The sequence below is a fragment of the Rugosimonospora acidiphila genome, assembly GCF_039543385.1.
GTDB lineage: Bacteria > Actinomycetota > Actinomycetes > Mycobacteriales > Micromonosporaceae > Rugosimonospora > Rugosimonospora acidiphila.
On record NZ_BAABJQ010000051.1, the window covers coordinates 13,250 to 34,693 of the forward strand.

A 21,444-nucleotide genomic window follows, 5' to 3' on the forward strand; every position below is an offset into this window, starting at 1 on the left:
CTGCCCACGGGCAACGGCGCACGCGTGCCCCCCGCTGCCCGGCGACGATCCGCCCGGGTGGGCTGGTCGGCCCGCGGCCGAGGACGGCCGACGGGCGAACCCCGGCCGACCGAACCATCAGCAGACCCGCGACCGACGAGCCGGCAACTGGCGAACTGGCGACCGACGAGCCGGCGACCGACGAGCGGGCGACCGGCTCGGGCCGGTTCACGACGCCACGGGCGCGTCGGGCGCGATAGGCAGGACCACCCGGAACCGGGTGTCGCCGGGGCGCGACTCGACGCGGATGTCGCCGTGGTGCCGGTTGACCACGATGCGATACGAGATGTCCAGCCCCAGCCCGGTGCCCTCGCCCACCGGCTTGGTGGTGTAGAACGGCTCGAAGATGCGGGGCCGCACCTCGGGCGGGATGCCGGAGCCGGTGTCGCCGATCTCGACGACGAGCCGGTCGCCGTCGCGCTCGGTACGCACCGTCAGCGTCCCCTCGGCGCCCATGGCGGCCAGCGCGTTGTCGAGCAGGTTGGTCCAGACCTGGTTGAGCTCGGCCGCGTAGGCCGGGATCTGTGGCAGGTCGTGGTCGTACTCCTTGACCAGCCGCACCCCGGCCCGGATCTTCCCGGCCAGCATGGTCAGCGTGGCGTCGAGCAGGTCATGCACGTCAACCGTCTGGTACGGCGCCCGGTCCAGTTGGGAGTACTGCTTGGCCGCCGCCACCAGCCCGGAGATCCGGGTGACCGCGTCGTCGATCTCGCCCATCAGCAACTCGGTGTCGATCGTGTACGTCAGCCACCGCACCGCCGGGTCGAGGTTGTCGTCGCCGACCGCCATCGCCACCCGCTCCAGCCAGTCGACGTCGATGTCGCCCGCCAGCAGCGTCGGGGCGAGGTCCCAGCCGCCCGCTACCCCGTGCTCGTCGAGCCAGTCGCCCAGCGCGTCCTCGGCGTCGGCGGTCGCCAGCGCCGACCGGGTCGCCGGGCCGACCGCGGCGGCCCGCTTCACCGCCGCGTCCTGGAACTCGACGAGGTCGTGCAGCCGGCTGCCGTCCAACCGCCCGTCGGCGATCATCGCGAGCTTGTGCCGCATCCCGGCCACCCGGTCGCGCAGCGACGAGGTGGCCCGCACCGCCGCCGCGGCGGGGTTGTTCAGCTCGTGGGTGAGCCCGGCCGACAGTGAGCCGAGGGCCAGCAGGCGCTCCCGCTCCCCCACCACGGTCTGCTGGTTGCGCAGGCCGAAGAACAGCCCCTCCAGCAGGTGCATGGCCATCGGGAACCACTCGCGCACCGCGTAGGCGAGCGTCTCGGCCGGCAGCTCGTACACCTTGACGTCGGTGACCGCGTGCATGCTGTTCAGGTACAGCTGCTTGACGCTGGTCATGAACGCCTGGGTGGCGCCGCCGTACACGCCGCGCTGCTCGGTGCGGTTGACCTCGAGGTCGTCGCCGTGGACCCGCCGGCTCAGCGAGATGGTGCCGCTGAGCAGCACGAAGAAGCACGTCGCGGGGTCGCCCTCGGTGTAGACCGGTGCGCCGGCCGCCCGGTGCACCACCCGCCCCTTGCCGGCCAGCACGTCGAGCTGTTCGGCGTCCAGCCGCTCGAACAGGAACAGGGTGCGCAACTCGTCCGGGGTCAGCCGGTCGCCATCCTGCGGCATCTCGCCCACTCCCCTCACGCTCCGGCCAGGTAGCGGTGCACCAGGGCCACCGCCGTGGCGCCCTCGCCCACCGCGGAGGCGACCCGCTTGAGCGACTCCGCGCGTACGTCGCCGGCCGCGAACACGCCGGGCAGGCTGGACTCCAGGTGGTACGGGTCGCGGGGCAGGCCCCAGCCGGGCGGTCGCTGCCCGTCCCGGACCAGGTCGGCCCCTGTCAGCACGAAACCGTGCGGGTCGCGCACGACCGCGTCGCCGAGCCAGTCGGTACGCGGGGAGGCGCCGATGAACACGAACAGCCACGGGGTGGCCACGGTGCGCGTCTCGCCCGAGCGGGCGTCACACAGGGTCAGGCTCTCCAGGTGCCCGTCTCCCGCGGCGCCGACCACGGTCGTGTAGGGGTGCACCTCGATGTTGCCGATGGTCTCGATCTGGTCGATCAGGTACTGCGACATCGAACGGGTCAGATCACCCGAGCGGATCAGCATGTGCACCTGCCGGGCATACCGGGAGAAGTGGACGGCGGCCTGGCCGGCCGAGTTCGCGCCGCCCACGATGTAGACCTCCTCGCCCGCGCAGCTGGGCGCCTCGGTCGACGCCGCGCCGTAGAAGACCCCCAGACCGGTGAACTCGGACAGGCCTGGCGCGTCGAGCATCCGGTAGGACACCCCGGTGGCGAGCACCACGGTGTGGGTGGCGATCGAGGTGCCGTCGCTGAACCGCAGCAGCCGGGCGGCACCGGCCGCCTCCAGGCCCACCACCTCCCGGGCCGAGAGCAGTTCCGCACCGAACTTCAACGCCTGCCGGCGGGCCCGCTCGGTCAGCTGCGCCCCCGACACCCCGTCCGGAAAGCCGAGATAGTTCTCGATCCGGCTGCTCTGCCCGGCCTGGCCGCCGGTGGCCCGCTGCTCGACCAGTACCGTGCGCAGTCCCTCCGAGGCGCCGTACACCGACGCGCCGAGGCCGGCCGGACCGGCGCCGACCACCACGAGGTCGTAGAAGTCCGAGGCCGGGGTGGTGGTCAGGCCGACGTGCGCGGCGAGCTCCGACTCGGTGGGCGCGACCAGCGGCTTGCCGTCGGGCAGGACGACGACCGGCACGTCGGCCGGGGTGAGGCCGGCCGCCTTGAGTAGCCGCCCGCCCTCCGGGTCGTCGGCGAGGATCCACCGGTACGGCACGAGGTTGCGCGCCAGGAAGTCCCGTACCGCGAACGACGGGGCCGACCAGCGGTGGCCGACCACGCGGGTCTCGGTGACGGTCGGGTCGGGCGTGGACAGCCACGCCTCCAGCAGCGTGTCCACCACCGGGTAGAGCTTCTCCTCCGGCGGGTTCCACGGCTTGAGCAGGTAGTGGTCGAGGTCGACCAGGTTGATCGCGTCGATCGCGGCGTCGGTGTCCGCGTACGCCGTCAGCAGCACCCGCCGGGCGCGCGGGAACAGGTCCATCGCCTCTTCGAGGAACTGGATACCGTTCATTTCGGGCATCCGGTAGTCCGCGAGCATCACGGCCACCTGCTCGCCGCGCAGCTTGATCTCGCGCAGCGCCTCCAGCGCGTCCGGTCCCGAGGCGGCACGCACGACGCGATAGCGGTCACCGTAGCGGCGCCGCACGTCGCGGGCGACCGCCCGGGAGACGGCGGGGTCGTCGTCGACGGTCAGGATCGCCGGGTTCGTCATTTGTCGGATCAGAGCACCTTCGGTGGCAGTGATAGTTCGGCGGGTCACATCAACATTCCATGTTGATCATGAAATTGGCCAGTCCGAGTTCGGTCTGGCCCGAAACACATGGTCCCAGATGAGACTATGTGGTCACTCACCATGTCCCGGCCGGCGGAATGCCCCGTAACGTCACGGCATGACGATCACGCCACCACCGGCCGGGTCCGACCCGGCCATCCCCGGCGCCGACGAGACCGGTACCGAGGTGGTCCGGCTCGACCTGACCGGCCGGACCGCGCTGGTCACCGGCGCCGGCAGTGGCATCGGCCGCGCCTGCGCCGTGCGCCTGGCCCACGCCGGAGCCCGGCTGGTGCTGGTGGATCGCGACGCGGCGGTCCGGGACCTCGCCGGCGACCTGGGCGCCACCGCGGTAGTGGCCGACCTGTCCGACCCGGACGCGATCGACTCGCTCGACGGTGGGTGCGACGTCCTGGTCAACAACGCCGGACTGCAGCACGTGGCCTCGCTGCCCGACTTCCCGCCCGACCGTTTCGCCCACATCCAACGGGTCATGGTCGAGGCGCCGTTCCGGCTGATCCGCCGAGCCCTGCCGGACATGTACGCCGGGGGCTGGGGCCGGATCGTGAACATCTCTTCGGTACACGGGCTGCGCGCCTCACCCTTCAAGGCCGCGTACGTCGCGGCCAAGCACGGGCTCGAGGGCCTGTCCAAGACGGTCGCGCTGGAGGCCGCGCCACACGGGGTGACCTCCAACTGCGTCAACCCGGGCTACGTACGCACCCCGCTGGTGGAGGGACAGATCGCCGACCAGGCCGCCGCGCACGGCATCGCCGAGTCCGAGGTGATCGAGCAGATCCTGCTGACCCGCTCGGCGATGAAGCGGCTCATCGAGCCGGCCGAGGTGGCGGAGCTGGTCGCGTACCTCTGCTCCCCCGTTGCCGGGTTCATCACCGGTACCTCACTCACGCTGGACGGCGGCTGGACCGCGAGCTGACAATGGCCCGCATGTCGACCAGCGTGTTCCTGGAGCTTCTCGCCCGCGAGGCGGCCGCGGTGGAGTTCGAGGGCCCGCTGGTGGCGGCCCGGGCCGCCGGCATCCCGGCCGGCAACCTGGCCGAACTGGAGCACGTCAAGGTGCTCGCCCTGCGGGTACGGGCGCTGCTGGAGCGGCGGCGCCGCCGCGAGGAGGAGCTGTCCGGCCTCTACGACACCGCGAGCGACCTGGCCGGGCTGCGCGACCTGGACGCGGTGCTCGACGCGATCGTGCACCGGGCCCGTACCCTGCTCGGCGCCGACGTGGCCTACCTGACCCTGACCGACCGCGACCGGGGCGACACGTACATGCGGGTCACCGACGGGTCGATCTCCGCCCGGTTCCAGCAGCTGCGGCTGGGCCTGGGTGAGGGGCTGGGCGGCCTGGTCACGCAGACCGCCACGCCGTATGTGACCGCCAACTACAAGGAGGACGGGCGGTTCCGGCACACCAACGACATCGACACCGGCGTGCGCGAGGAGGGGCTGGTCGCCATCCTCGGGGTACCGCTACGGCTGGGCTCCACCGTGATCGGCGTGCTGTTCGCCGCGAACCGCGCCGAGCGGCCGTTCGCGCGCGAGGAGGTCTCGCTGATGATCTCGCTGGCCGCGCACGCGGCGGTCGCCATCGACACCGCCCGGCTGTTGAGCGAGACCCAGATCGCGCTGGACGAGCTGTCCGCGGCCAACGCGGTGATCCAGGCGCACAGCGCCTCGGTGGAGCGGGCGGCCGCCGCACACGACCGGATGACCAGCGTGGTGCTGCGCGGCGGCGGTGTGGAGGACGTCGCCACCGCGGTCACCGACGTGCTGGACGGCACCCTGGTGGCGCTCGACGCGGCCGGCCGGCGCCTGGCCACGGCCGGCCACCTCGACAACGGCCGCCACCTCGACAACGGCCGCCACCAGGATCCCGACGGTCACCTCGACGCGGACGGGCCGGGGCTCGACGACGTCGCCGAGGCGGTGGCCGCCTCGCGGGGCGAGGGACGCAGCGTCCGGCGCGGTGGCGTCTGGGTCGCCGCCGTGGTGGCCGGCGCGGAGAACCTGGGTGCGCTGATCCTGCGCCCGCGACGCCCGCTGGTCGACGCGGACCAGCAGATCCTGGAGCGGGCCGCCCAGGTGACCGCGCTGCTGCTGTTGTTCCGCCGGACGGTCGCGGAGGCCGAGGGCCGGGTGCGCGGCGAGCTGCTCGACGACCTGATCAGCCGGCCGATCGGCGACCCCGACGCGCTGCGTACCCGGGCCCGCCTGCTCGGCGTCGACCTGGACGCGCCGCACGTGGTCGTCGCCGTCGGCGAGCAGGGCCTCGCGGCCCACCGCCAGCGCTCCTTCTCCTGGGCCGTCAGCTTCGCCGCGGCCCGGGGCGGCCTGGCCGCGATGCAGCGTGGCCGAGTGGTGCTCATGGTGCCGGCGCCGCACGCCGGTCCGCTGGCCCGGGAGGTGGCCCGCGACCTCGGCCGGATTCTCGGCACCCCGATCACCGCCGGTGGCGCGGGCCCGGCGTCCGGGCCGGCCGGGGTGGCCGGCGCGTTCCGGGACGCGGACCGGGCGGCGACCGCGCTGGTCGCGCTGGGCCGCGCGGGCGACGGGGCGAGCACGGCCGAGCTGGGCTTCGTCGGGCTGCTGCTCGGTCAGGACCGGGACGTTTCGGGCTTCGTCGCCGCCACCGTCGGCGCCGTGGTGGACTACGACGCCCGGCGCGGTACCGGGCTGGTCAAGACGCTGGAGGCGTACTTCGGCACGGGGTGCAGCTCGGCCCGGGCCGCCGAACTGCTGCACGTCCACGTCAACACGGTGACCCAGCGGCTGGACCGGGTCGGCGCGCTGCTGGGCGCGGACTGGCAGCGGCCGGAGCGGGCGCTGGAGGTACAGCTCGCCCTACGGCTGCACCGGCTGCGCACCCGGGAGGACGCCGACCGCTCCGAGCCCTGACCCGTCGCCGCGATCCGCCGCGCGGGTCGGCCGAGGCGCGTCGCGTCAGGCGATCCGCTCGGCGACGGCCCGCGCGCCGTGCGGGGCGAGCAGGATCGTGTAGTGGTTGACGTCGGCCACCGGCCGCACGTCGACCCGGCCGCGGTCCACTCCCGCCTCGTCCAGCCGCCGCTCGTCGTACAGGCCCTGCTCCTCGTTGAGCATTCCGCGCGCCGCGTGCAGCAGCGTCACCGGGCAGGAGATCTTGTGTACCGCCGACACGGTGTCCGGGTCCCGCAGCGTGTCCCGGCCGTCCGCCCGGATCGCGTCCAGCACGCACGAGGAGCGCAGCGCCGGCGGCTGGCCGACCAGGTCGCGCAGCAGGTAGGGCTCGAGTTCCGGGCGCCACCACGGCCCGATCGCCGGGTGCTGCCGCCAGAAGTCCAGGTACGCCGCCGCGCTGGCGAACTCCATGCTCAGCCGCCGCATGGCCGGGCCGATGACCGCATCGAGAACGGCGTCGATGTCGCCGCCCTCCGGTACCCGCAGCGCCACCCCGCCGTCGACCAGCAGCACCGAGGAGACCCTCTCGGGGTGGCGCGCGGCGGTCAACGCGGCCACGAACCCGCCCATCGAGTGGCCGACCAGCGCGGCCCGTTCGACGCCGAGGAAGTCGAGCGTCGCGACGAGGTCGTCGGCGTGCGCGGCCAGCCCGTACGGGCCGGGCAGGTCCCCGCTAGCGGCCCGGCCACGCAGGTCCGGGGCGACGAGCCGGGCCCGGCCGGCCAACTCCTGGGCCACCGGGGTCCAGGCCAGCGCGTTGGCGGTGATGCCGTGCACGGCCAGCACGGTGGGGCCGTCGCCCGGCCAACGCAGGGCCGCGAGCCGACCGCCGGACACCGGTACCGCAAGCTGCTCGACGTCCATCACGCCCGCCCTCCCCGCTCCCCACACGCCCGACGAGACCGGGACGGGCGTGGGTCCGGAGCGCGCCCGCCCGGGCAGCGGCTCCGGCCGCCGGCCACGGCGCCGGTTGGTAGCCAACCGGGCGAGGTTATGCCGGCGCCGATGGCCGCGCCACCGGGGCCACGGCCACATGCGGGCGGCCGGATATGGCTCCGGACTACATTGCCCCACCCGGGGCCGCCGACAACGAGTTCGGGGCCGGAGCGGTCACCCGCTCCGGCCCCGAATTCAGTGCGTCGTACGGCTACTTTTCGCCGCCCAGGTACAGCGAGTTGAACAGCAGCTTGTACGTGCCGTGCGACTCGGCCCGGTGCTGCACGCTCATCCCGAGCAGGACGACGTCCCCGGATCCGACCTTCGCGTCGACCACCGTGCTGTGGTTGGCGATCAGGTTCTCACCCAGCAGCCAGCCGCTGAGCAGCAGGTTGCTGGCCGGGTAGTTCACCGGGGTCGTGATGTTAGGCGCCCCCGGCTGCACGGCGAACGCCGGGCTTCCGTCGGAGTACGCGTCCAGGTTCGTCGGCAACCCGTAGGTCAGCGGAGTGTCCGCCTGCACGGTGTTGGCCACGATCGAGCCGGGCGAGTAGTAGTTGCTGGACGACACGCCGCTGGTCACGTCGGTGACCGGCAGCCCGAAGGCGCGGATACCCAACTGGGTGGCGCCGTTGACGGTCACCAGCTTGCCACCGGCCTGCACGAACTTGACCAGGTTGTCCACGCCGGCCTGGGTCATCCCGCCGGTGTACTCCGGCGGCAGCGAACCGGCGCGCGCGCCGTTGAGCATGCTGTTGTAGCTGGCGTCCGGCAGCACGATCACGTCGTACTTGTCGCGCAGGTTGCCCGCCCGCACGTCCGTGTCATGCACCGACTGGTACGGGAACTTGAAGCCCTCGAACACGTACCGGGTCCAGCCCTCGTCGCTGTTGCCCGGGTAGCCGTGGTAGAGGCCGATCCGTGGCAGCGACACCGCCATCGTCGAGGCGGGTGCGGTGTTCACCCCGGCAACGGTGATGCCGAGGGTGCGGGCCTGCTGCTTGACCTTCGTGTCCGTGCCGGGACGGGCCTGGACCAGGAAGGTGCCGGCCGGCCACTGGCCCTGGCTGGTCTGCACCGCCTGCGTGGTGCGGGTGATCGTCTGGCCCGCCTGCAGCAGGTTGTTCACCGCGGTGAACGAGTCGTTCTGCCGGGAGTCGAGGGCGTACGCGTAGCCCGGCTTGTTCGGCACCGTGGTCTGCGGTACGGCGGCGGTGTTCACCGAAGCGGTCTTGACGTTCAGCGGGGTGGTCACCTTGTCGACCGTCACGCCCATCTGGTACTGCAGCGTCCAGCCGGCCATGTCGTACGGCGCCTCGGGCGATCCGTCCGGGTTGCGCCGGTCGGGGTAGACCTGCGGGTTGAGCAGGTCCACGACGTCGGCGCGGTAGGGCTGCGCCTCGCGGACGATGAAGCTGCCGGCCGGGTAGGTCCGGTCGCCCACGGTGAACGCCGACTTGGCGACCTCCACCCGCAGGTTGTTCTCCCGCAGAACGTTGACCATCTTGACGGCGGTCGGGAGGTCCGCCTGGTCGGCCGGGATGACGTACGAGGTGTCGCCGCCCGCGGCGATCCCCTGCTGGCCCATCCGGTACGAGCCCAACAGCCACTGCTCACGGTCGACGTCGGCCGCGTGCAGGAAGGCCCACTCGGTGGTCTCGATGTAGGCGCAGCTCTGCGACAGGTGCCACTCGCCGCCCTGGTACGGGCTCGGGTAGAACGCCGACGGGTCCTTGGTGGAGACGCTCTGGTAGGGGAACGTCGCCGGGAACTTCGCCGGGTCGTCGAAGCTGGGCGTGGCCGACGCGTGCGCGGTCTCGGTCAGGATGCCGACCTGGTTGTGGAAGGCCGGGGCCGAACGCAGGCCACCGTTCCACCACTGGTCGTACTGCTGGCGCGAGACAGCGCCGACCTTGCCCTCGCGGTCCAGCCGCTGGGTCATGTCGTCGCCCACCGTGTTGATGTCCCGAATGATCTCCGGCGGGATGTTCGGGTTCGCCGGGTCCTTGAATGGCGGGACGAAGATCCGGGCCGGATAGGCCGCCGTCTGGTGGGTGTTGTAGACCAGCTGGGGCAGCCAGTCGTGGAACAGCACCTGGCCGAGGTTGCGCGTCTCGGGCAGGTTGAACATGAACCAGTCACGGTTGTCGTCGTGCCCGGCGTACTTCTGGTACAGCTCCGGGTAGGTGGAGTCCTGGTAGGGGCCGCCGACGTGGTCCATGTACCAGTCGGAGACCTCCGTGCCGCCGTCCGGGTCGACGTTGGGCACGAACAGGGTGATGACGTTGTCGCGGATCGACTTCGCCTCGGGCGTCTCGCTGGTCACCAGGTCGTAGGCGAACTGCGGCGCGGTCTGCGGCGGCGCCACCTCGGTGGCGTGGATGCCGAAGTCGACCCAGGCGACGGTCTTGCCGGTCTTGGCCAGCTGCTGGGCCTTGCTCTCGCTCACGGTGCCCTGGGACAGGTCGCGGGAGATCTCCGCGTACTTCTCCAGGTTGTCCGACTTGAGGTTCTCCGGCGAGGAGACGATCGCCATGATCTGGTCGCGACCCTCGGAGGTCTTGCCGAGGCTGACGATCTTCATGCGGTCGCTGACCTTGTCAACGGCACGCAGATAGCTGGTGATCTGCTCGTAGGTCGATAGCTTGTAGTCTGCGCACGGCTGCCATCCGAGCAAGGACGCGGGCTTCGGCACCGACTGGGGTTTACCCAGCGAGCCGGTGAGCGACGATAGGATCGCCAGCCCGATGATGGCCGGGACGGCGAATGCCGCCCTGTGCCTCTGGATCATCGGCGACCTCCGGGGTGAAGGGGGGAACGAATGGGGGACGCCGCGCCGCCAGTTTCGGCGGACGGCAGCGCGCCGCGATCGTAAGCATCGACCAGCTTGCCAATGCAGGCACTTGACGATCATTTGAGTTTCGGTCGGCGTCATCTATATTTGTATTTGAAATCTCATCGACCGCGATAGGCTCCATCGACCTCCACACAACTCCAACCTCACGGAGCTGGCCCGCTACCTGTGGCGGAGCCCAGTTCACGGCGCCCGCCGTACCCGGGTCTTGCCTCCCCAGGCAGGATCGGCCAATCTGGAAGCCGCCATTGACTCGCGAGGTGCGTGATGAGAGTGCTCGTCGTCGAAGACGACAACCACGTGATGGCCGCACTGCGTACCGTCCTCGCCAAGCACGGCTTCGAGCTTGCCTGCGCCCGCTGCGCCGCGGAGGGGCTCGACCTGCTCGACACCGCACCGGACGTGGTCCTGCTCGACCTGGGCCTGCCCGACCGCGACGGATTCAAGCTCTGCACGGAGATCCGCCGGCGCAGCGACGTGCCCATCATCATCGCCACCGCCCGCGGCGACCTGGCGTCCCGGCTGCACGGGCTGAACATCGGCGCCGACGATTACCTGGTCAAGCCCTACAGCCTCGCCGAACTCATCGCCCGCATCCACGCGATCACCCGCCGGGCGGCCCGCCCCCAGCCGCCGGCCGAGACGGTCACGGATTCCTACGTCTACGGGCAGCTGCGCGTCGAACCGCACACCCGACGGGTCGAGAGCGCCGGCCACCCGGTCAACCTCACCCGCAAGGAATTCGACCTGCTGCTCCTGCTCATGCGCAGCCCCGGCGTGGTGGTCCGGCGTGAACGGATCCTCAGCCAGGTCTGGAACACCAACTGGCAGGGCAACGGACGCACCCTCGAGGTTCACATGGCCTCGCTGCGCGGCAAGCTGCGCGAGCCCGGGATGATCGAGACCGTACGCGGCATCGGCTACCGGCTGACCCCGGCCGACCGAGAGCCGGCAGCGCTCGTCGCCGAGTGAGGGCGGCATGCGCGCCCGACTGCTGTCCGTGCTCATTCCGCTCATCGCCCTGGTACTGGTGACACTCAGCCTTCCGCTGGCCAGCAACCTGGCCGCGGCGCGCCAACAGACCATGTTCCTGGACCGGCTGCAGGACACCGGCATGTTCGCCTCGCTCAGCCAGCAGTCCGCCGACCAACTCGACACCCAGGTCCTCGCCGAGGACCTGGTGCGCTACGGCGACGTCTACGGTGTCCAGGCCGCGGTGCTGGACCGCACCGGCGCGCCCCGCGCCGCGTCCAGCCCATCGCTGGACCTGCGCTCCCCGCAGGTCGCCGCCGAGATCCGTCAGGCGCTCGCCGGCCACCAGAGCGTCAACCCGGACACCATCTGGCCGTGGGCCGACCGGCCGCTCGTGGTCGGCGTGCCGGTCGTGCGCAACGGCGAGGTCATCGGCGCGGTGGTCACCGTGTCGCCCACCACCGGCCTGCGCGCCGGCACGTCCCGGGAGCTGGCGGTGATCGGTCTCGCCGCGATGGCGGCCCTGGGGCTGTGCGTCGCCGTCGCGTTCATGCTGGCCACCTGGGTGCTCCGGCCGGTGTACGTGCTCGGCGAGGCGGCCGGCCAGATCCGCACCGGGGAGCTGTCCACCCGGGTCGCCCCATCCGGCCCGGTCGAACTGCGTACCCTCGCCGCGTCCTTCAACGACATGGCCCACGCGGTCGAGGACACGCTGCGCCGCCAGCGCTCCTTCGTCGCCGACGCCTCACACCAGCTGCGCAACCCCCTGACCGCGCTGGGACTGCGACTGGAGAGCCTGCGCGACGATCTCGACGGCCCGCACCGCGGCGAGCTGACCGCGGTGCAGGAGGAGGCCGATCGGCTGCGGATGGTCGTCGAGGAGCTGCTGGAACTGGCCACCGCCCAGAACACCCGGGCGCGACCGGTCGACCTGGACGTGCGGGCGCTGCTGACCGGCCGCGCGACGGCGTGGTCGACGCTGGCCCGCCGCAAGGACGTCACCTTCCGGTACGAGGGCCTGACCCGCCGGCTCGCCTTCGCCGATCCGGCACTGACCGGCTCCGCACTCGACGCGGTGCTGGACAACGCCATCAAGTTCAGCCCGGACGGCGCGGACATCACCCTCGGCGCACGCGAGGAGCGGGGCATTGTGTGCCTGACCGTGACCGACCTCGGCCCGGGCCTGTTACCGCAGGAGCAGCAGTGGATCGGCCGCCGGTTCTGGCGCAGCCCCACCAGCCAGGACCTGCCCGGCTCCGGGCTGGGCCTGAGCATCGCCCGCACGCTGCTGGACGCCACCGGTGGGCAACTGGCCTTCGCCCCGGCCCAGCCGCAAGGCCTGCGGGTCAGCATCCGGCTACCCGCCGCCCCGGCGGAGCCCGCACCGTGGAAGGCGGAGCAGACGGCATGAGGCGGATGTGGTTCCTGCTGGCGCTGGCGGCTGCCGTGGTGCTGCCCGCCGGATGCTCGAATGTGCCCCGCGACCAGACCGGCGCGCCCGAGGCGCCGGTCGTCATCGCCACCGGCGCCACCCTGGGCGTCTACTACCAGTACGCGCAGGCCTTCGCGCAGGCGGCCGGGCCGGGACTGGGTGGAATGCGGTTGCTGCCGACCCTGGGCTCGGTGGACAACCTCGAGCTGCTGGGGCGCGGTGAGGCCACGTTCGCGTTCACCGCCGCGGACGCCGCGGCCGACGCCTACGACGGGATCGGCTCGTTCCACCAGCCGGTACCGCTGCGCGCCGTCGCCCGCGTCTACGACGACTACATCCACCTGGTGGTACCGGCGGAGTCGCCCATCCATGATGTGGCCGGCCTGCGCGGGCAACGGGTGTCGGTGGGCCCGGACGGTTCGGGCACCGTTCTGATCGCCGAGCGCATCCTCAGCGCGACCGGCATCGACCCGGTCCGGGAGATCGCCCGGCGCTCGCTGAGCATCAACGACTCCGTCACCGCCATGGAGGAGCACCGCATCGACGCGTTCTTTTGGTCCGGCGGGCTGAAGACCGAGGGCATCACCGAACTGGCGCGGCACATGCCCATCCGGCTGGTGAGCCTGGCCGACGCGTCCGAGCGGTTGCGCCAGAGCTACGGCGCGTCCTACCGGCTGGGCACGATACCGGCCGGCACGTATCCGGGCGTCGACACGGTGGCCACGGTCGCCGTACCGAATCTGCTGGTCGCCCTGGAGAGCACCCCCGCCGACCTGGTCTCGCGGGTGGTGACGGCGCTGTTCGCCAACGCGGCCACGATCAGCGACCGGGTGCCGGCCGCGGCCCTGCTCGACCGCCGGGTCGCCATCTTCACGGGCGACATACCGCTGCACGCCGGCGCGCTGGGCTACTACCGCTCGGTCAAGATGGACCGCTGACCCGCACCACGACGCGGACCGGGCGGGTCCACGGGTCCACGGTTCCACGGGTCCGCGGAGGCTCGCGTCCGCCTGTGATGATGCGTTAATGACTGACGAGATTCTGGCGGAACAGGTCGATTACTACCGTCGCCGGGCCGGCGAGTACGACGCGACGGCGTACGGCGACGTCGAGGCGGCCCGTCCGCTGATCGCGCGGCTGGTCGCGCAGCTGCGACCGGCCGGCCGGGTATTGGAGATCGCGTGTGGCACCGGCCTGTGGACGGAGGCGCTGGCGGGGCTGGCCGAGACGGTGACGGCGATCGACACGGCGCCCGAGGCAATGGCGATCGCTCGTGATCGGGTGCCCGCGGCGAATGTCGCCTTCGAGGTTGCCGACGTGTTCTCCTGGAACCCGGGTACCCGGTTCGACGTGATCTTCTTCTCGGCGTGGCTCTCGCACGTGCCCGAGGACCGGTTCGACCAGTTCTGGCGGTCGCTGCGGGGTCTGCTGGTCGAGGGCGGTCGGGTGCTGTTCATCGACGAGCACGTCGACGAGAGCGGGAAGGAGGTCTTTGTCGCGGGCCGCGAGGAGATCGTCGAGCGGCGGCTGAATGACGGCAGCACGTTCCGCGTGGTGAAGAACTTCGTCGACCCGGACCGGTTGGAGCCGCGGCTGGCCGCGCTGGGTTGGGACTGCGCGATCCACCGGGCCACCGACAGGTGGGTACGCGGCGAGGCGAGTCCCATCGACTAACCCACATGCGACGGCCGTTTATTACGTAGCCGTGACAGTCCCCGCACGGCCCGGGGACACGGTCCTGGCAGATTCGCCTGAGTGAATCCCGAATCGGCCGGGCCCGCCGCGGTAGCGCGTCAACGGGTCCAATGGGCGGACGTCGCCAAGGGCGCGTGCATCATCTTCGTGGTGCTCTGGCACGTCACCGTGAAGCACTACCTGCTCATCCAGTGGCATCTCGTGCTGCCCGTGCCGGGCGGGTGGGGAAAGCTGAGCGAGCAGTTGCTGCCGCTGCGGATGCCGCTGTTCTTCACCATCTCCGGGGTGTTCGCGACCAACGCGGTCGCCCGGCCGTGGCGGGTGCTCGTCCGGTCCCGGATCGCCAAGTTCTTCTACATCTACGCGGTCTGGCTGTTCATCCACACGGCGGTGCTGGCCGCGGTGCCGGACTTCCCCACCGACCGGGCCACCTCGCCGCTGGTGCTTGTCGAACAGCTCACCATCACCCCGTCGAACCTGTGGTACCTGTTCGCGCTCGCGGTGTATTTCGCGTTCGCCAAGGCGGTGCGCCCGGTGCCCCGATGGCTCGTGCTCGGCGCCGCCGTCGCGCTGTCGGTTATCGCCGCGGCCGAGCTGATACCCACGCCGGGCGACCGGGGCAGCGTCCTGCAGAACCTGGTGTGGTTCCTCGCCGGCCTGTACTTCCGGCCCCTGGTGGAGCGGTTCGCGGCCGGCGCGACCAACCGGCGCCTGGCCGTGACCACCGCGGTGTATGTGGTCGCGCTGGGCGCGATGGCGGCGGCCGGCGCCGAATTCTGGCCCGGCGTCTGGTTTCTGGTGTCGCTCGCGGCCGTCGCCTTCGGCGTCGCGGCCGCCGCCCGGGTCGGCCACTGGCATGCCGTCGCCGACCCGCTGGCTCGACTCGGGCGCCGCACGCTGCCGGTCTACGTCATCCACATGCCGGCGCTCGCGCTGCTGCACCTGCTGCTGACCGGGCCGTTGTCCCGGCTGGGCCCGCTCGCCCAGGCACCCGTGGCACTGTTCTACCCGATCGTGCTCACGGCACTGGTCATCGCCGCGAGCCTGGCGATCCACCGCGGCCTGATGGCGGCACACGCCACCTGGCTGTTCGCGCTGCCCGGCCGGCGCCGCGCGGTCCGCCCCGCCGCCGACCCCGAACGCACCACCGACTTCGGCCACCTCACCGGGGCCGGTCCGGCCGGCGGATCCGACGAGTCGACGGTCGTGCTCCCGGTCGTCCACCAGGCAGACCGTCGACCCGGCCCGGTCGCCCCCGGCGACCCGCACCGCTCGACCGGCTCCGAGGACGCCACCGTGATGCTTCCGGTCATCAGATGAGCGGGCCGGCGGAGGCCGTGGTCGACCTCGCGGCAGTGGCGTCGAACCTGCGCGCGATCGCGGCCACCGCGCGGACCGACCTGATGGCGGTGGTGAAGGCAGACGGTTTCGGGCACGGCGCCGTGCCGGTCGCCCGGGCGGCGGTGGCCGCGGGCGCCGCCTGGCTGGGTGTGACCTCGGCGGCCGAGGCGCTGTCCCTGCGGTCGGCCGGCCTCACCGTGCCGATTCTGAGCTGGTTGCACCCCCACGACGAGGACTTCGCCCGGCTGGTCGCCGCCCGGATCGACATCGGCGTGTCCAGCGTGGCGCACCTGCACGCGGTCGCCGGTGCGGGCGCGCGGCTGGGGGTACCGGCGGCCGTGCAGCTCAAGGTCGACACCGGCCTGTCCCGTAACGGGGCTACCCGGGAAGACTGGCCGGAACTGATTGCCTGGGCACGCAAGTACGAGGTGGAGGGCGGCATCCGCGTCAGCGCGGTGTGGTCGCACCTGGTCAACGCCGAGGCGCCCGGGCACCCGAGCGTGGCGCGGCAGGTCGAGGCGTTCGAGGAGGCGCTAAGGTTTGCCCGGGGCGCGGGCCTCCACCCGCGGCTGGCGCATCTGGCCAACTCCGCGGCGGCGCTGATCGCCCCCCGTACCCGCTTCGACCTGTGCCGGATCGGCGTGGCGCTGTACGGCGTGGACCCGTTCGGCGCCATGAGTGGCGGCGAGTTCGGCCTACGCCCGGCGATGACCCTGCGCTCACGGGTGATCAACGTGAAGCGGGTACCGGCCGGCACCGGCGTCTCGTACGGGCCCGACTTCGTCACCACCCGGCCGACCACGCTGGCCCTGCTACCGGTCGGGTTCGGCGACGGCCTGCCCCGGGCGGCACAGGGCCGGGCGCGGGTGTGGCTCGGCGGGCAGCGCCGCCCGATTGTCGGGCGCATCGCGATGGATCAGTGCGTAATCGACGCGGGAGACCTGCCGGTGGCGCTCGGGGATCCCGTTGTCGTGTTCGGTCCCGGTACCGATGCCGCCTGGACCGTCCCTTGTGGACCCACCGAGCCGACGGTGGCGGAGTGGGCGCGCTGGGCCGGCACCAACCCGCACGAGGTGCTGACCGGCATCGGCGCCCGAGTCAAACGCAGTTACCTCAGTGAAAGGGTGGAAACACGATGACTATCCGACTGGCCCTGCTGTCCGGGGGCCGCAGCGGCGAGCACGAGGTGTCGCGCCGCTCGGCGGCGAGCATCCTCGCCCACCTCGACCGCGAGGCGTATCAGGTCACCGAGGTGCTCATCGGGCGGGACGGCCGGTGGCAGGTCGACGGGCGACCGGTGCCGCTGGACGAGGCGCTGCGCGCGTTGCGGGACCAGGACGTGGTGTTCCCGGCGCTGCACGGCCCGTACGGCGAGGACGGCACGGTCCAGGCGATGCTGGGGTGGCTCGGCGTCCCGTACGTCGGGAACGAGGTGTTCGCCAGCGCCGCGGGCATGGACAAGGCGGTGACCAAGAAGCTCCTCGCGGCGGACGGGCTGCGCGTCGCCGACGGGGTGACGCTGGGCGCGGCGGAGGAACTCACCCCGGCTACCCGGCACCGGTTGGGCCTGCCGGTCTTCGTCAAGCCGGCCAGGGCCGGCTCCAGCATCGGCGTCTCCAAGGTCGAACGGTGGGATCGGCTTCCGGCCGCGTTGCGGCTGGCCCGCGGCGTCGACCGGAAGGTCCTGGTCGAGCGGGCGGTGGTCGGGCGCGAGGTCGACGTCGCGGTCCTGCAGCATCCCGACGGCCGGGTCGAGGCCGGTCCACCGCTGGAGATCAAGGTGGCGAGCGGGGGCTTCTTCGACTACGACGCCAAGTATGGCGGCAACGCGGTCTTCCAGATCCCGGCCGCGCTCGACGACGCCACCACCCGGCGGCTGCGGGACCGGGCGGTACGGGCCTTCCACGCGCTCGGCTGCCGGGGCCTGTTGCGCGTCGACTTCTTCCTTCCGGAGCCGGACGACGGCGGCGAGCCGGTGGTCAACGAGGTCAACACCTTCCCCGGCATGACGGCCGAGTCGCAGTACCCGCAGATCTGGCAGCGGTCCGGCATCGCCTTCGCGGAGCTGCTGGACATCCTGATCGCGGGAGCGCTGGCCGCGCCGGTCACTGGGGCAGCGGGCACGCCAGCGGTCCCCGGCTGTGCCCCTGCCCGATCAGAGTGACCGCGGGGCGCGCCTGCTGGCCCGCGGTCACCACGACCTCCCCCACCGTGCAGACGATCTGACCGACGGCCGCGGCCGACAGGCCGGCCGGATCGCTGGAGAGCTTCACCGTCACGCTCGACGAACGGATGGTCACCACGACCGGTGCCACGTCCCGTGGAACCTCGGTCGTGTACCCCTGAGCCAGTTCGTCGCCGTCCGGCCCCGCCGCCAGCTGCTCGAGCGCCTGCGTCGGGGTGGGGACCGCGGTCAACGGGCGCACGACCGGCGTGAGCATCGCGTGCGACAGCAGGTAGAGCTGGACCTTCTCGCCCGGGGCCTGCGGCGCGGGGCCCCCGGTGATGACGCCGCTGGGCCGCACCCCGCAGCCGGCGAGCAGGCTCACGGCCAGCGCGGCCACGACCACCAGCGTCCGGCGCACCGCTGCCCCGCTCACCGCTGCCCCGCTCACCGCTGGCCGCCCGGATCCGTCGCGCCGCGCGGGTCCATCGGGCCGGCGGCCGGGTCCATCGGGTCGGCGGGGCCCCTCGGGTCGGCGGGGTCGGCGGCTCGGCGCGGTAGGCGCAGCGTGAAGCTGGCGCCGCCCTCCGGCCGGTTGGCGGCCACCAGGCTGCCGCGCTCGCCCGCACGGCGGTGCAGCTGCGCGTTCTCCCACGCGATGGCGAGGCCGAGACCGCTGCCCTCGGATCGGGTACGCGCGGTGTCCGCCTTGTAGAACCGGTCGAAGACGTGCGGCAGAACCTCCGGACGCAGACCCGGCCCGTGGTCGCTGACCTCGATGACCAGCCAGTCCGGCTCGGCCCGCAGCCGCACCCTGACCGGCTCCGCGCCGTGCCGCAGGGCGTTGCCGACCAGGTTCGCCAGGATGATGTCCAACCGGCGGGGGTCCAGGCGCGCCGTCACCCCGGACGGCAGCTCCGTCGCCACCCGGTCGGCCCAGCCGCGCGCCCGTAGGCTGGCGATCACCGCGCTGGCCACATCCACCTCATCGAGCGCGAGCGCCGCCGTCCCCGAGTCGAACCTGCTGATCTCGATGAGGTCGTTGACCAGGCGGGTGAGGCTGTGCGTCTCCTGGCTGACCAGTCGGGCCGCCTTGCCCGCGTCGCCCGGCAGGTGGGGCGCCTCCTCGTCGAGGACATCGGCCACCGCGGCCATCGCGGCCAGCGGGGTACGCAGCTCGTGCGACACGTCCGCCACGAACCGGCGCGCGTCGGCCTCCATCCGGCGCAGCTCCCCGACGTACCCTTCGAGCGCCTCTGCCGTGTCGTTGAACGTGCGCGCCACGGCGGCCAGCTCGTCGGAGCCGCTGACGCTCAGCCGGGTGGTCAGGTCGCCCTCGCCCAGTCGATGCGCCGCCCGGCCCAGTTCGCGCACCGGTCGCAGCACTCCCCGCGCGGCGAGCAGACCGAGCAGCAGCGCGAGGACCAGCGAGAAGCCGCCGGTCGCCCAGTCTCTGGCGGCAAGCTGGTCGAGGCTGTGCTGCTCGGCGTCCAGATCGTGCGCGCTGTAGATCTCCAGTCCTGACGGCACCGCCCCGCCGTTCGGCCGCTCGACCAGCAGCTGGGTGCCGATGAGCACGCCGGGGTGGCCGTCCGAGACCACGCGTTGCCAGGCGACCCGCCCACCGGCCACCGCGTGTCGCAGCTGGGCCGGCAGCGTGTCCACGGTGAGGCTGCTCGCCGTGGACGTCTGCCCCCGGTACACCAGCAGCGTGGAGTCGTCGCGGCCGGACATGGTACCGGCGATGTCGTTGAGTTCCTGCTGGGTGGCGGGCAGGCCCTCGGCCGCGAAGAGGTCGGTGATTTTGGTGGTCAGCGACAGCACCGCCGCGTCCTGGGCCTGCTGCAGGATCACCGTTCGGGCCTGAACGTAGCTGGCGCCGGCCACCACCGCCGTGGTGATGGCGCCGAGCGACGCGAACGCGAGCAGGAGCCTGACCCGCAGCCCCCAGGCCCGACCGCCGATCCACCACCGCCCGCTCACCGCGTCACGCCCATTGGCCGCGTCGCGGGCCGCCCGCCGGGCCCGCGCCCCGCCGTCACAGCGGGCCGAAGCGGTAGCCGAAGCCGCGTACGGTCTGCACGTAGACCGGGGCCGCCGGGTCATCCTCGATCTTTGCCCGCAGGCGCTGCACGCAGGCGTCCACGAGCCGCGAGTCGCCGAGGTAGCCGTGCTCCCAGACGGTCTCGAGCAGGTGCTGGCGGGTGCGTACCCGACCGGGTTCGCGGGAGAGTTCGAGCAGCAGCCGCAGCTCGGTCGGGGGCAGGCCGATGGGCACCCCGCCCTTGCCGACCACGAGCGCGGCCCGGTCGATCGTCAGGCCGCCGTGCCGCTCGGCGGCCTCGGACGGCCCCGGCCCGGCTGGCCGGGGCGGTGCGGTGGCGCGGCGCAGCACCGCGCGGATGCGGGCCTCCAGCACCCGTGCCCGCACCGGCTTGACCACATAGTCGTCGGCCCCGGCCTCCAGGCCAGCCACCACGTCCAGGTCGTCGTTACGCGCGGTGAGCATGATGATGGGCAGGTCACCGCCGGTGCGGATCCGGCGACATACCTCGAAGCCGCTCATTCCGGGCAGCATGAGATCGAGTACGACCACGTCGAACGCGGTCGTGCGCAACCGGTCCAGTCCCTGCTCACCGGTCTCGACCGCGTCCACGGCATGGCCCTGCCTGGTCAACGACAGCTGCAGGCCGTCGCGGACCGTCTGGTGGTCCTCGATCAACAGCACCCGGGGCATGCCATCAACTATTGCTCGCGCACCGTGACGGGGAGCCGTTCCGGCGCTCATCGGGCCGGTGAGGTCGACCGGCCGCACCGGCCGGGTCCGCCCGACCGGCACGGCGTGGGTCCGCCGGGGCATCGACACCTGCGCCGGCCACCCTCATGCCGCCCTGTACCGCGGTGTTCGGTTTCACCGGCATGGGGATCTCGATCGCACCGGACCAGCCTGCGCCGCGGATGTCTTGGCCCAGTCCGCGGAATGTCCTGGTTGTGTCACAGCCCCCGCCCCGCCGGGCGCGGTCCGCCGAGGTGGTCGCCGCCGGTGGGCGCGGTGGGCGCCGCCGGTGGCAGAGGAGGCCGGTTTTCCCGGAAACGCGGCGCGCCGCGGACCCGGCTCTCGTGGTAGCCGAGTCCGCGGCGCGCGGACAGCGATGGGTTCAGATGCTCAGGCCGGTGTCCGCGTTGAAGGCGTGCAGCTGGCCGGCGCGCGGCTTGACGTACACCGTGTCGCCCATCCGCGGCGTGTTCCGGTCGTCGATCCGGACGACGAACCGCTCATCGGCGCCGTTGAGCTTCACGTTGCCGTACACGTACGCGTCGGAGCCCAGCTCCTCGACCAGGTCGACCAGGATCGGCATGCCACCGTCGGTCTCGCCGACCAGGTCGGTGTTCTCCGGCCGGAAGCCGACGGTCACGTTGCCGGCCTCGCTCTTGGCGGCGGTGATCTGCTCGCGGGTCAGCGGCAGGAGCATGCCGGCGAAGTCGGCACCCTCGTCGCTCAACGGAACCGTCTTGATGTTCATCGCCGGCGAGCCGATGAACCCGGCGACGAACACGTTGGACGGGCGGTCGTACAGCGCGCGCGGCGTGTCGACCTGCTGGAGCACGCCGTCGAGCAGCACCGCGACCCGGTGACCCATGGTCATGGCCTCGACCTGGTCGTGCGTGACGTACACGGTGGTGGTGCCCAACTGCGCCTGCAGGGTGGCGATCT

At 72.2% G+C, this 21,444-nt stretch carries 17 protein-coding genes; 9 read left to right on the forward strand and 8 right to left on the reverse strand.

From position 1 onward, the window contains the following. Positions 1-207: 207 nt before the first annotated feature. The gene (locus tag ABEA87_RS40700) at positions 208-1,650 is read right to left on the reverse strand and encodes an ATP-binding protein (protein WP_345639105.1); all 1,443 of its coding nucleotides are present in this window, start codon (positions 1,648-1,650) and stop codon (positions 208-210) included. Between the two features lie 14 nt (positions 1,651-1,664). Then, complete coding sequence (locus tag ABEA87_RS40705) at positions 1,665-3,323, reverse strand: NAD(P)/FAD-dependent oxidoreductase (protein ID WP_345639107.1); 1,659 nt, start codon at positions 3,321-3,323, stop codon at positions 1,665-1,667. 217 nt (positions 3,324-3,540) lie between these two features. On the opposite strand from ABEA87_RS40705, the gene ABEA87_RS40710 reads away from it, so the two are divergent. After that, positions 3,541-4,320, forward strand: a complete 780-nt coding sequence (locus tag ABEA87_RS40710; protein WP_425571042.1) for a 3-hydroxybutyrate dehydrogenase — start codon at positions 3,541-3,543, stop codon at positions 4,318-4,320. A 2-nt stretch (positions 4,321-4,322) separates the two neighbouring features. Further along, positions 4,323-6,293, forward strand: a complete 1,971-nt coding sequence (locus ABEA87_RS40715) for a helix-turn-helix domain-containing protein (protein ID WP_345639111.1) — start codon at positions 4,323-4,325, stop codon at positions 6,291-6,293. Positions 6,294-6,338: 45 nt separating this feature from the next. Here the strand turns inward: ABEA87_RS40715 and ABEA87_RS40720 are convergent, their stop codons facing one another. Both ABEA87_RS40720 and ABEA87_RS40725 read right to left on the reverse strand, forming a co-directional pair. Further along, entirely contained in the window at positions 6,339-7,199 is an 861-nt protein-coding gene (locus tag ABEA87_RS40720) for an alpha/beta fold hydrolase (protein WP_345639136.1), read from the reverse strand. A gap of 283 nt (positions 7,200-7,482) precedes the next feature. Further along, on the reverse strand, positions 7,483-10,062 hold the full coding sequence (locus tag ABEA87_RS40725) for a M14 family metallopeptidase (protein ID WP_345639112.1): 2,580 nt from the start codon (positions 10,060-10,062) through the stop codon (positions 7,483-7,485). Positions 10,063-10,392: 330 nt separating this feature from the next. Here ABEA87_RS40725 and ABEA87_RS40730 point away from each other — a divergent pair, with 330 nt between their 5' ends. From ABEA87_RS40730 to ABEA87_RS40760, 7 genes are all read left to right on the forward strand, one after another. Further along, entirely contained in the window at positions 10,393-11,097 is a 705-nt protein-coding gene (locus ABEA87_RS40730; protein ID WP_345639114.1) for a response regulator transcription factor, read from the forward strand. Between the two features lie 7 nt (positions 11,098-11,104). Then, positions 11,105-12,508: a sensor histidine kinase gene (locus tag ABEA87_RS40735; protein ID WP_345639115.1), complete on the forward strand. Its 1,404-nt coding sequence runs from the start codon at positions 11,105-11,107 to the stop codon at positions 12,506-12,508. Further along, on the forward strand, positions 12,505-13,467 hold the full coding sequence (locus ABEA87_RS40740) for a TAXI family TRAP transporter solute-binding subunit (protein WP_345639117.1): 963 nt from the start codon (positions 12,505-12,507) through the stop codon (positions 13,465-13,467). Before ABEA87_RS40735 ends, ABEA87_RS40740 begins: the two co-directional genes overlap by 4 nt. 88 nt (positions 13,468-13,555) lie before the next feature. Further along, positions 13,556-14,203: a class I SAM-dependent methyltransferase gene (locus tag ABEA87_RS40745; protein ID WP_345639119.1), complete on the forward strand. Its 648-nt coding sequence runs from the start codon at positions 13,556-13,558 to the stop codon at positions 14,201-14,203. 81 nt (positions 14,204-14,284) lie between these two features. After that, positions 14,285-15,544, forward strand: a complete 1,260-nt coding sequence (locus tag ABEA87_RS40750) for an acyltransferase family protein (RefSeq protein WP_345639121.1) — start codon at positions 14,285-14,287, stop codon at positions 15,542-15,544. After that, positions 15,541-16,704 (forward strand): alanine racemase, encoded by a 1,164-nt coding sequence (gene alr / locus ABEA87_RS40755; RefSeq protein WP_345639124.1) that lies wholly within the window; start codon positions 15,541-15,543, stop codon positions 16,702-16,704. Before ABEA87_RS40750 ends, alr begins: the two co-directional genes overlap by 4 nt. After that, positions 16,701-17,729 carry a D-alanine--D-alanine ligase family protein gene (locus ABEA87_RS40760; RefSeq protein ID WP_345639126.1) on the forward strand — a complete coding sequence of 343 codons (1,029 nt, stop codon included), beginning with the start codon at positions 16,701-16,703 and terminating at the stop codon, positions 17,727-17,729. The genes alr and ABEA87_RS40760 overlap by 4 nt, the downstream gene beginning before the upstream one ends. Here the strand turns inward: ABEA87_RS40760 and ABEA87_RS40765 are convergent. The 4 genes from ABEA87_RS40765 to ABEA87_RS40780 form a co-directional block, all read right to left on the reverse strand. After that, positions 17,671-18,165, reverse strand: coding sequence for a GerMN domain-containing protein (locus ABEA87_RS40765; protein WP_345639128.1), 495 nt, complete (start codon positions 18,163-18,165; stop codon positions 17,671-17,673). The two genes, ABEA87_RS40760 and ABEA87_RS40765, sit on opposite strands and share 59 nt — an antisense overlap. An 11-nt stretch (positions 18,166-18,176) precedes the next feature. After that, positions 18,177-19,712, reverse strand: coding sequence for a HAMP domain-containing sensor histidine kinase (locus tag ABEA87_RS40770; protein WP_345639130.1), 1,536 nt, complete (start codon positions 19,710-19,712; stop codon positions 18,177-18,179). Positions 19,713-19,767: 55 nt separating this feature from the next. Then, on the reverse strand, positions 19,768-20,466 hold the full coding sequence (locus ABEA87_RS40775) for a response regulator transcription factor (protein ID WP_345639131.1): 699 nt from the start codon (positions 20,464-20,466) through the stop codon (positions 19,768-19,770). A gap of 421 nt (positions 20,467-20,887) precedes the next feature. Next, positions 20,888-21,444: TOBE domain-containing protein (locus tag ABEA87_RS40780; protein ID WP_345639133.1), on the reverse strand; the 557-nt coding region annotated here is incomplete at its 5' end.

Excerpts from the sequence above, each read along its gene's own strand:
- ABEA87_RS40700 (WP_345639105.1), bottom strand. The coding sequence starts at position 1,650 with ATGCCGCAGGATGGCGACCGGCTGACCCCGGACGAGTTGCGCACCCTG.
- ABEA87_RS40705 (WP_345639107.1), bottom strand. The coding sequence starts at position 3,323 with ATGACGAACCCGGCGATCCTGACCGTCGACGACGACCCCGCCGTCTCC.
- ABEA87_RS40715 (WP_345639111.1), top strand. The coding sequence starts at position 4,323 with ATGGCCCGCATGTCGACCAGCGTGTTCCTGGAGCTTCTCGCCCGCGAG.
- ABEA87_RS40720 (WP_345639136.1), bottom strand. The coding sequence starts at position 7,199 with ATGGACGTCGAGCAGCTTGCGGTACCGGTGTCCGGCGGTCGGCTCGCG.
- ABEA87_RS40725 (WP_345639112.1), bottom strand. The coding sequence starts at position 10,062 with ATGATCCAGAGGCACAGGGCGGCATTCGCCGTCCCGGCCATCATCGGG.
- ABEA87_RS40730 (WP_345639114.1), top strand. The coding sequence starts at position 10,393 with ATGAGAGTGCTCGTCGTCGAAGACGACAACCACGTGATGGCCGCACTG.
- ABEA87_RS40735 (WP_345639115.1), top strand. The coding sequence starts at position 11,105 with ATGCGCGCCCGACTGCTGTCCGTGCTCATTCCGCTCATCGCCCTGGTA.
- ABEA87_RS40740 (WP_345639117.1), top strand. The coding sequence starts at position 12,505 with ATGAGGCGGATGTGGTTCCTGCTGGCGCTGGCGGCTGCCGTGGTGCTG.
- ABEA87_RS40745 (WP_345639119.1), top strand. The coding sequence starts at position 13,556 with ATGACTGACGAGATTCTGGCGGAACAGGTCGATTACTACCGTCGCCGG.
- alr (WP_345639124.1), top strand. The coding sequence starts at position 15,541 with ATGAGCGGGCCGGCGGAGGCCGTGGTCGACCTCGCGGCAGTGGCGTCG.
- ABEA87_RS40760 (WP_345639126.1), top strand. The coding sequence starts at position 16,701 with ATGACTATCCGACTGGCCCTGCTGTCCGGGGGCCGCAGCGGCGAGCAC.
- ABEA87_RS40775 (WP_345639131.1), bottom strand. The coding sequence starts at position 20,466 with ATGCCCCGGGTGCTGTTGATCGAGGACCACCAGACGGTCCGCGACGGC.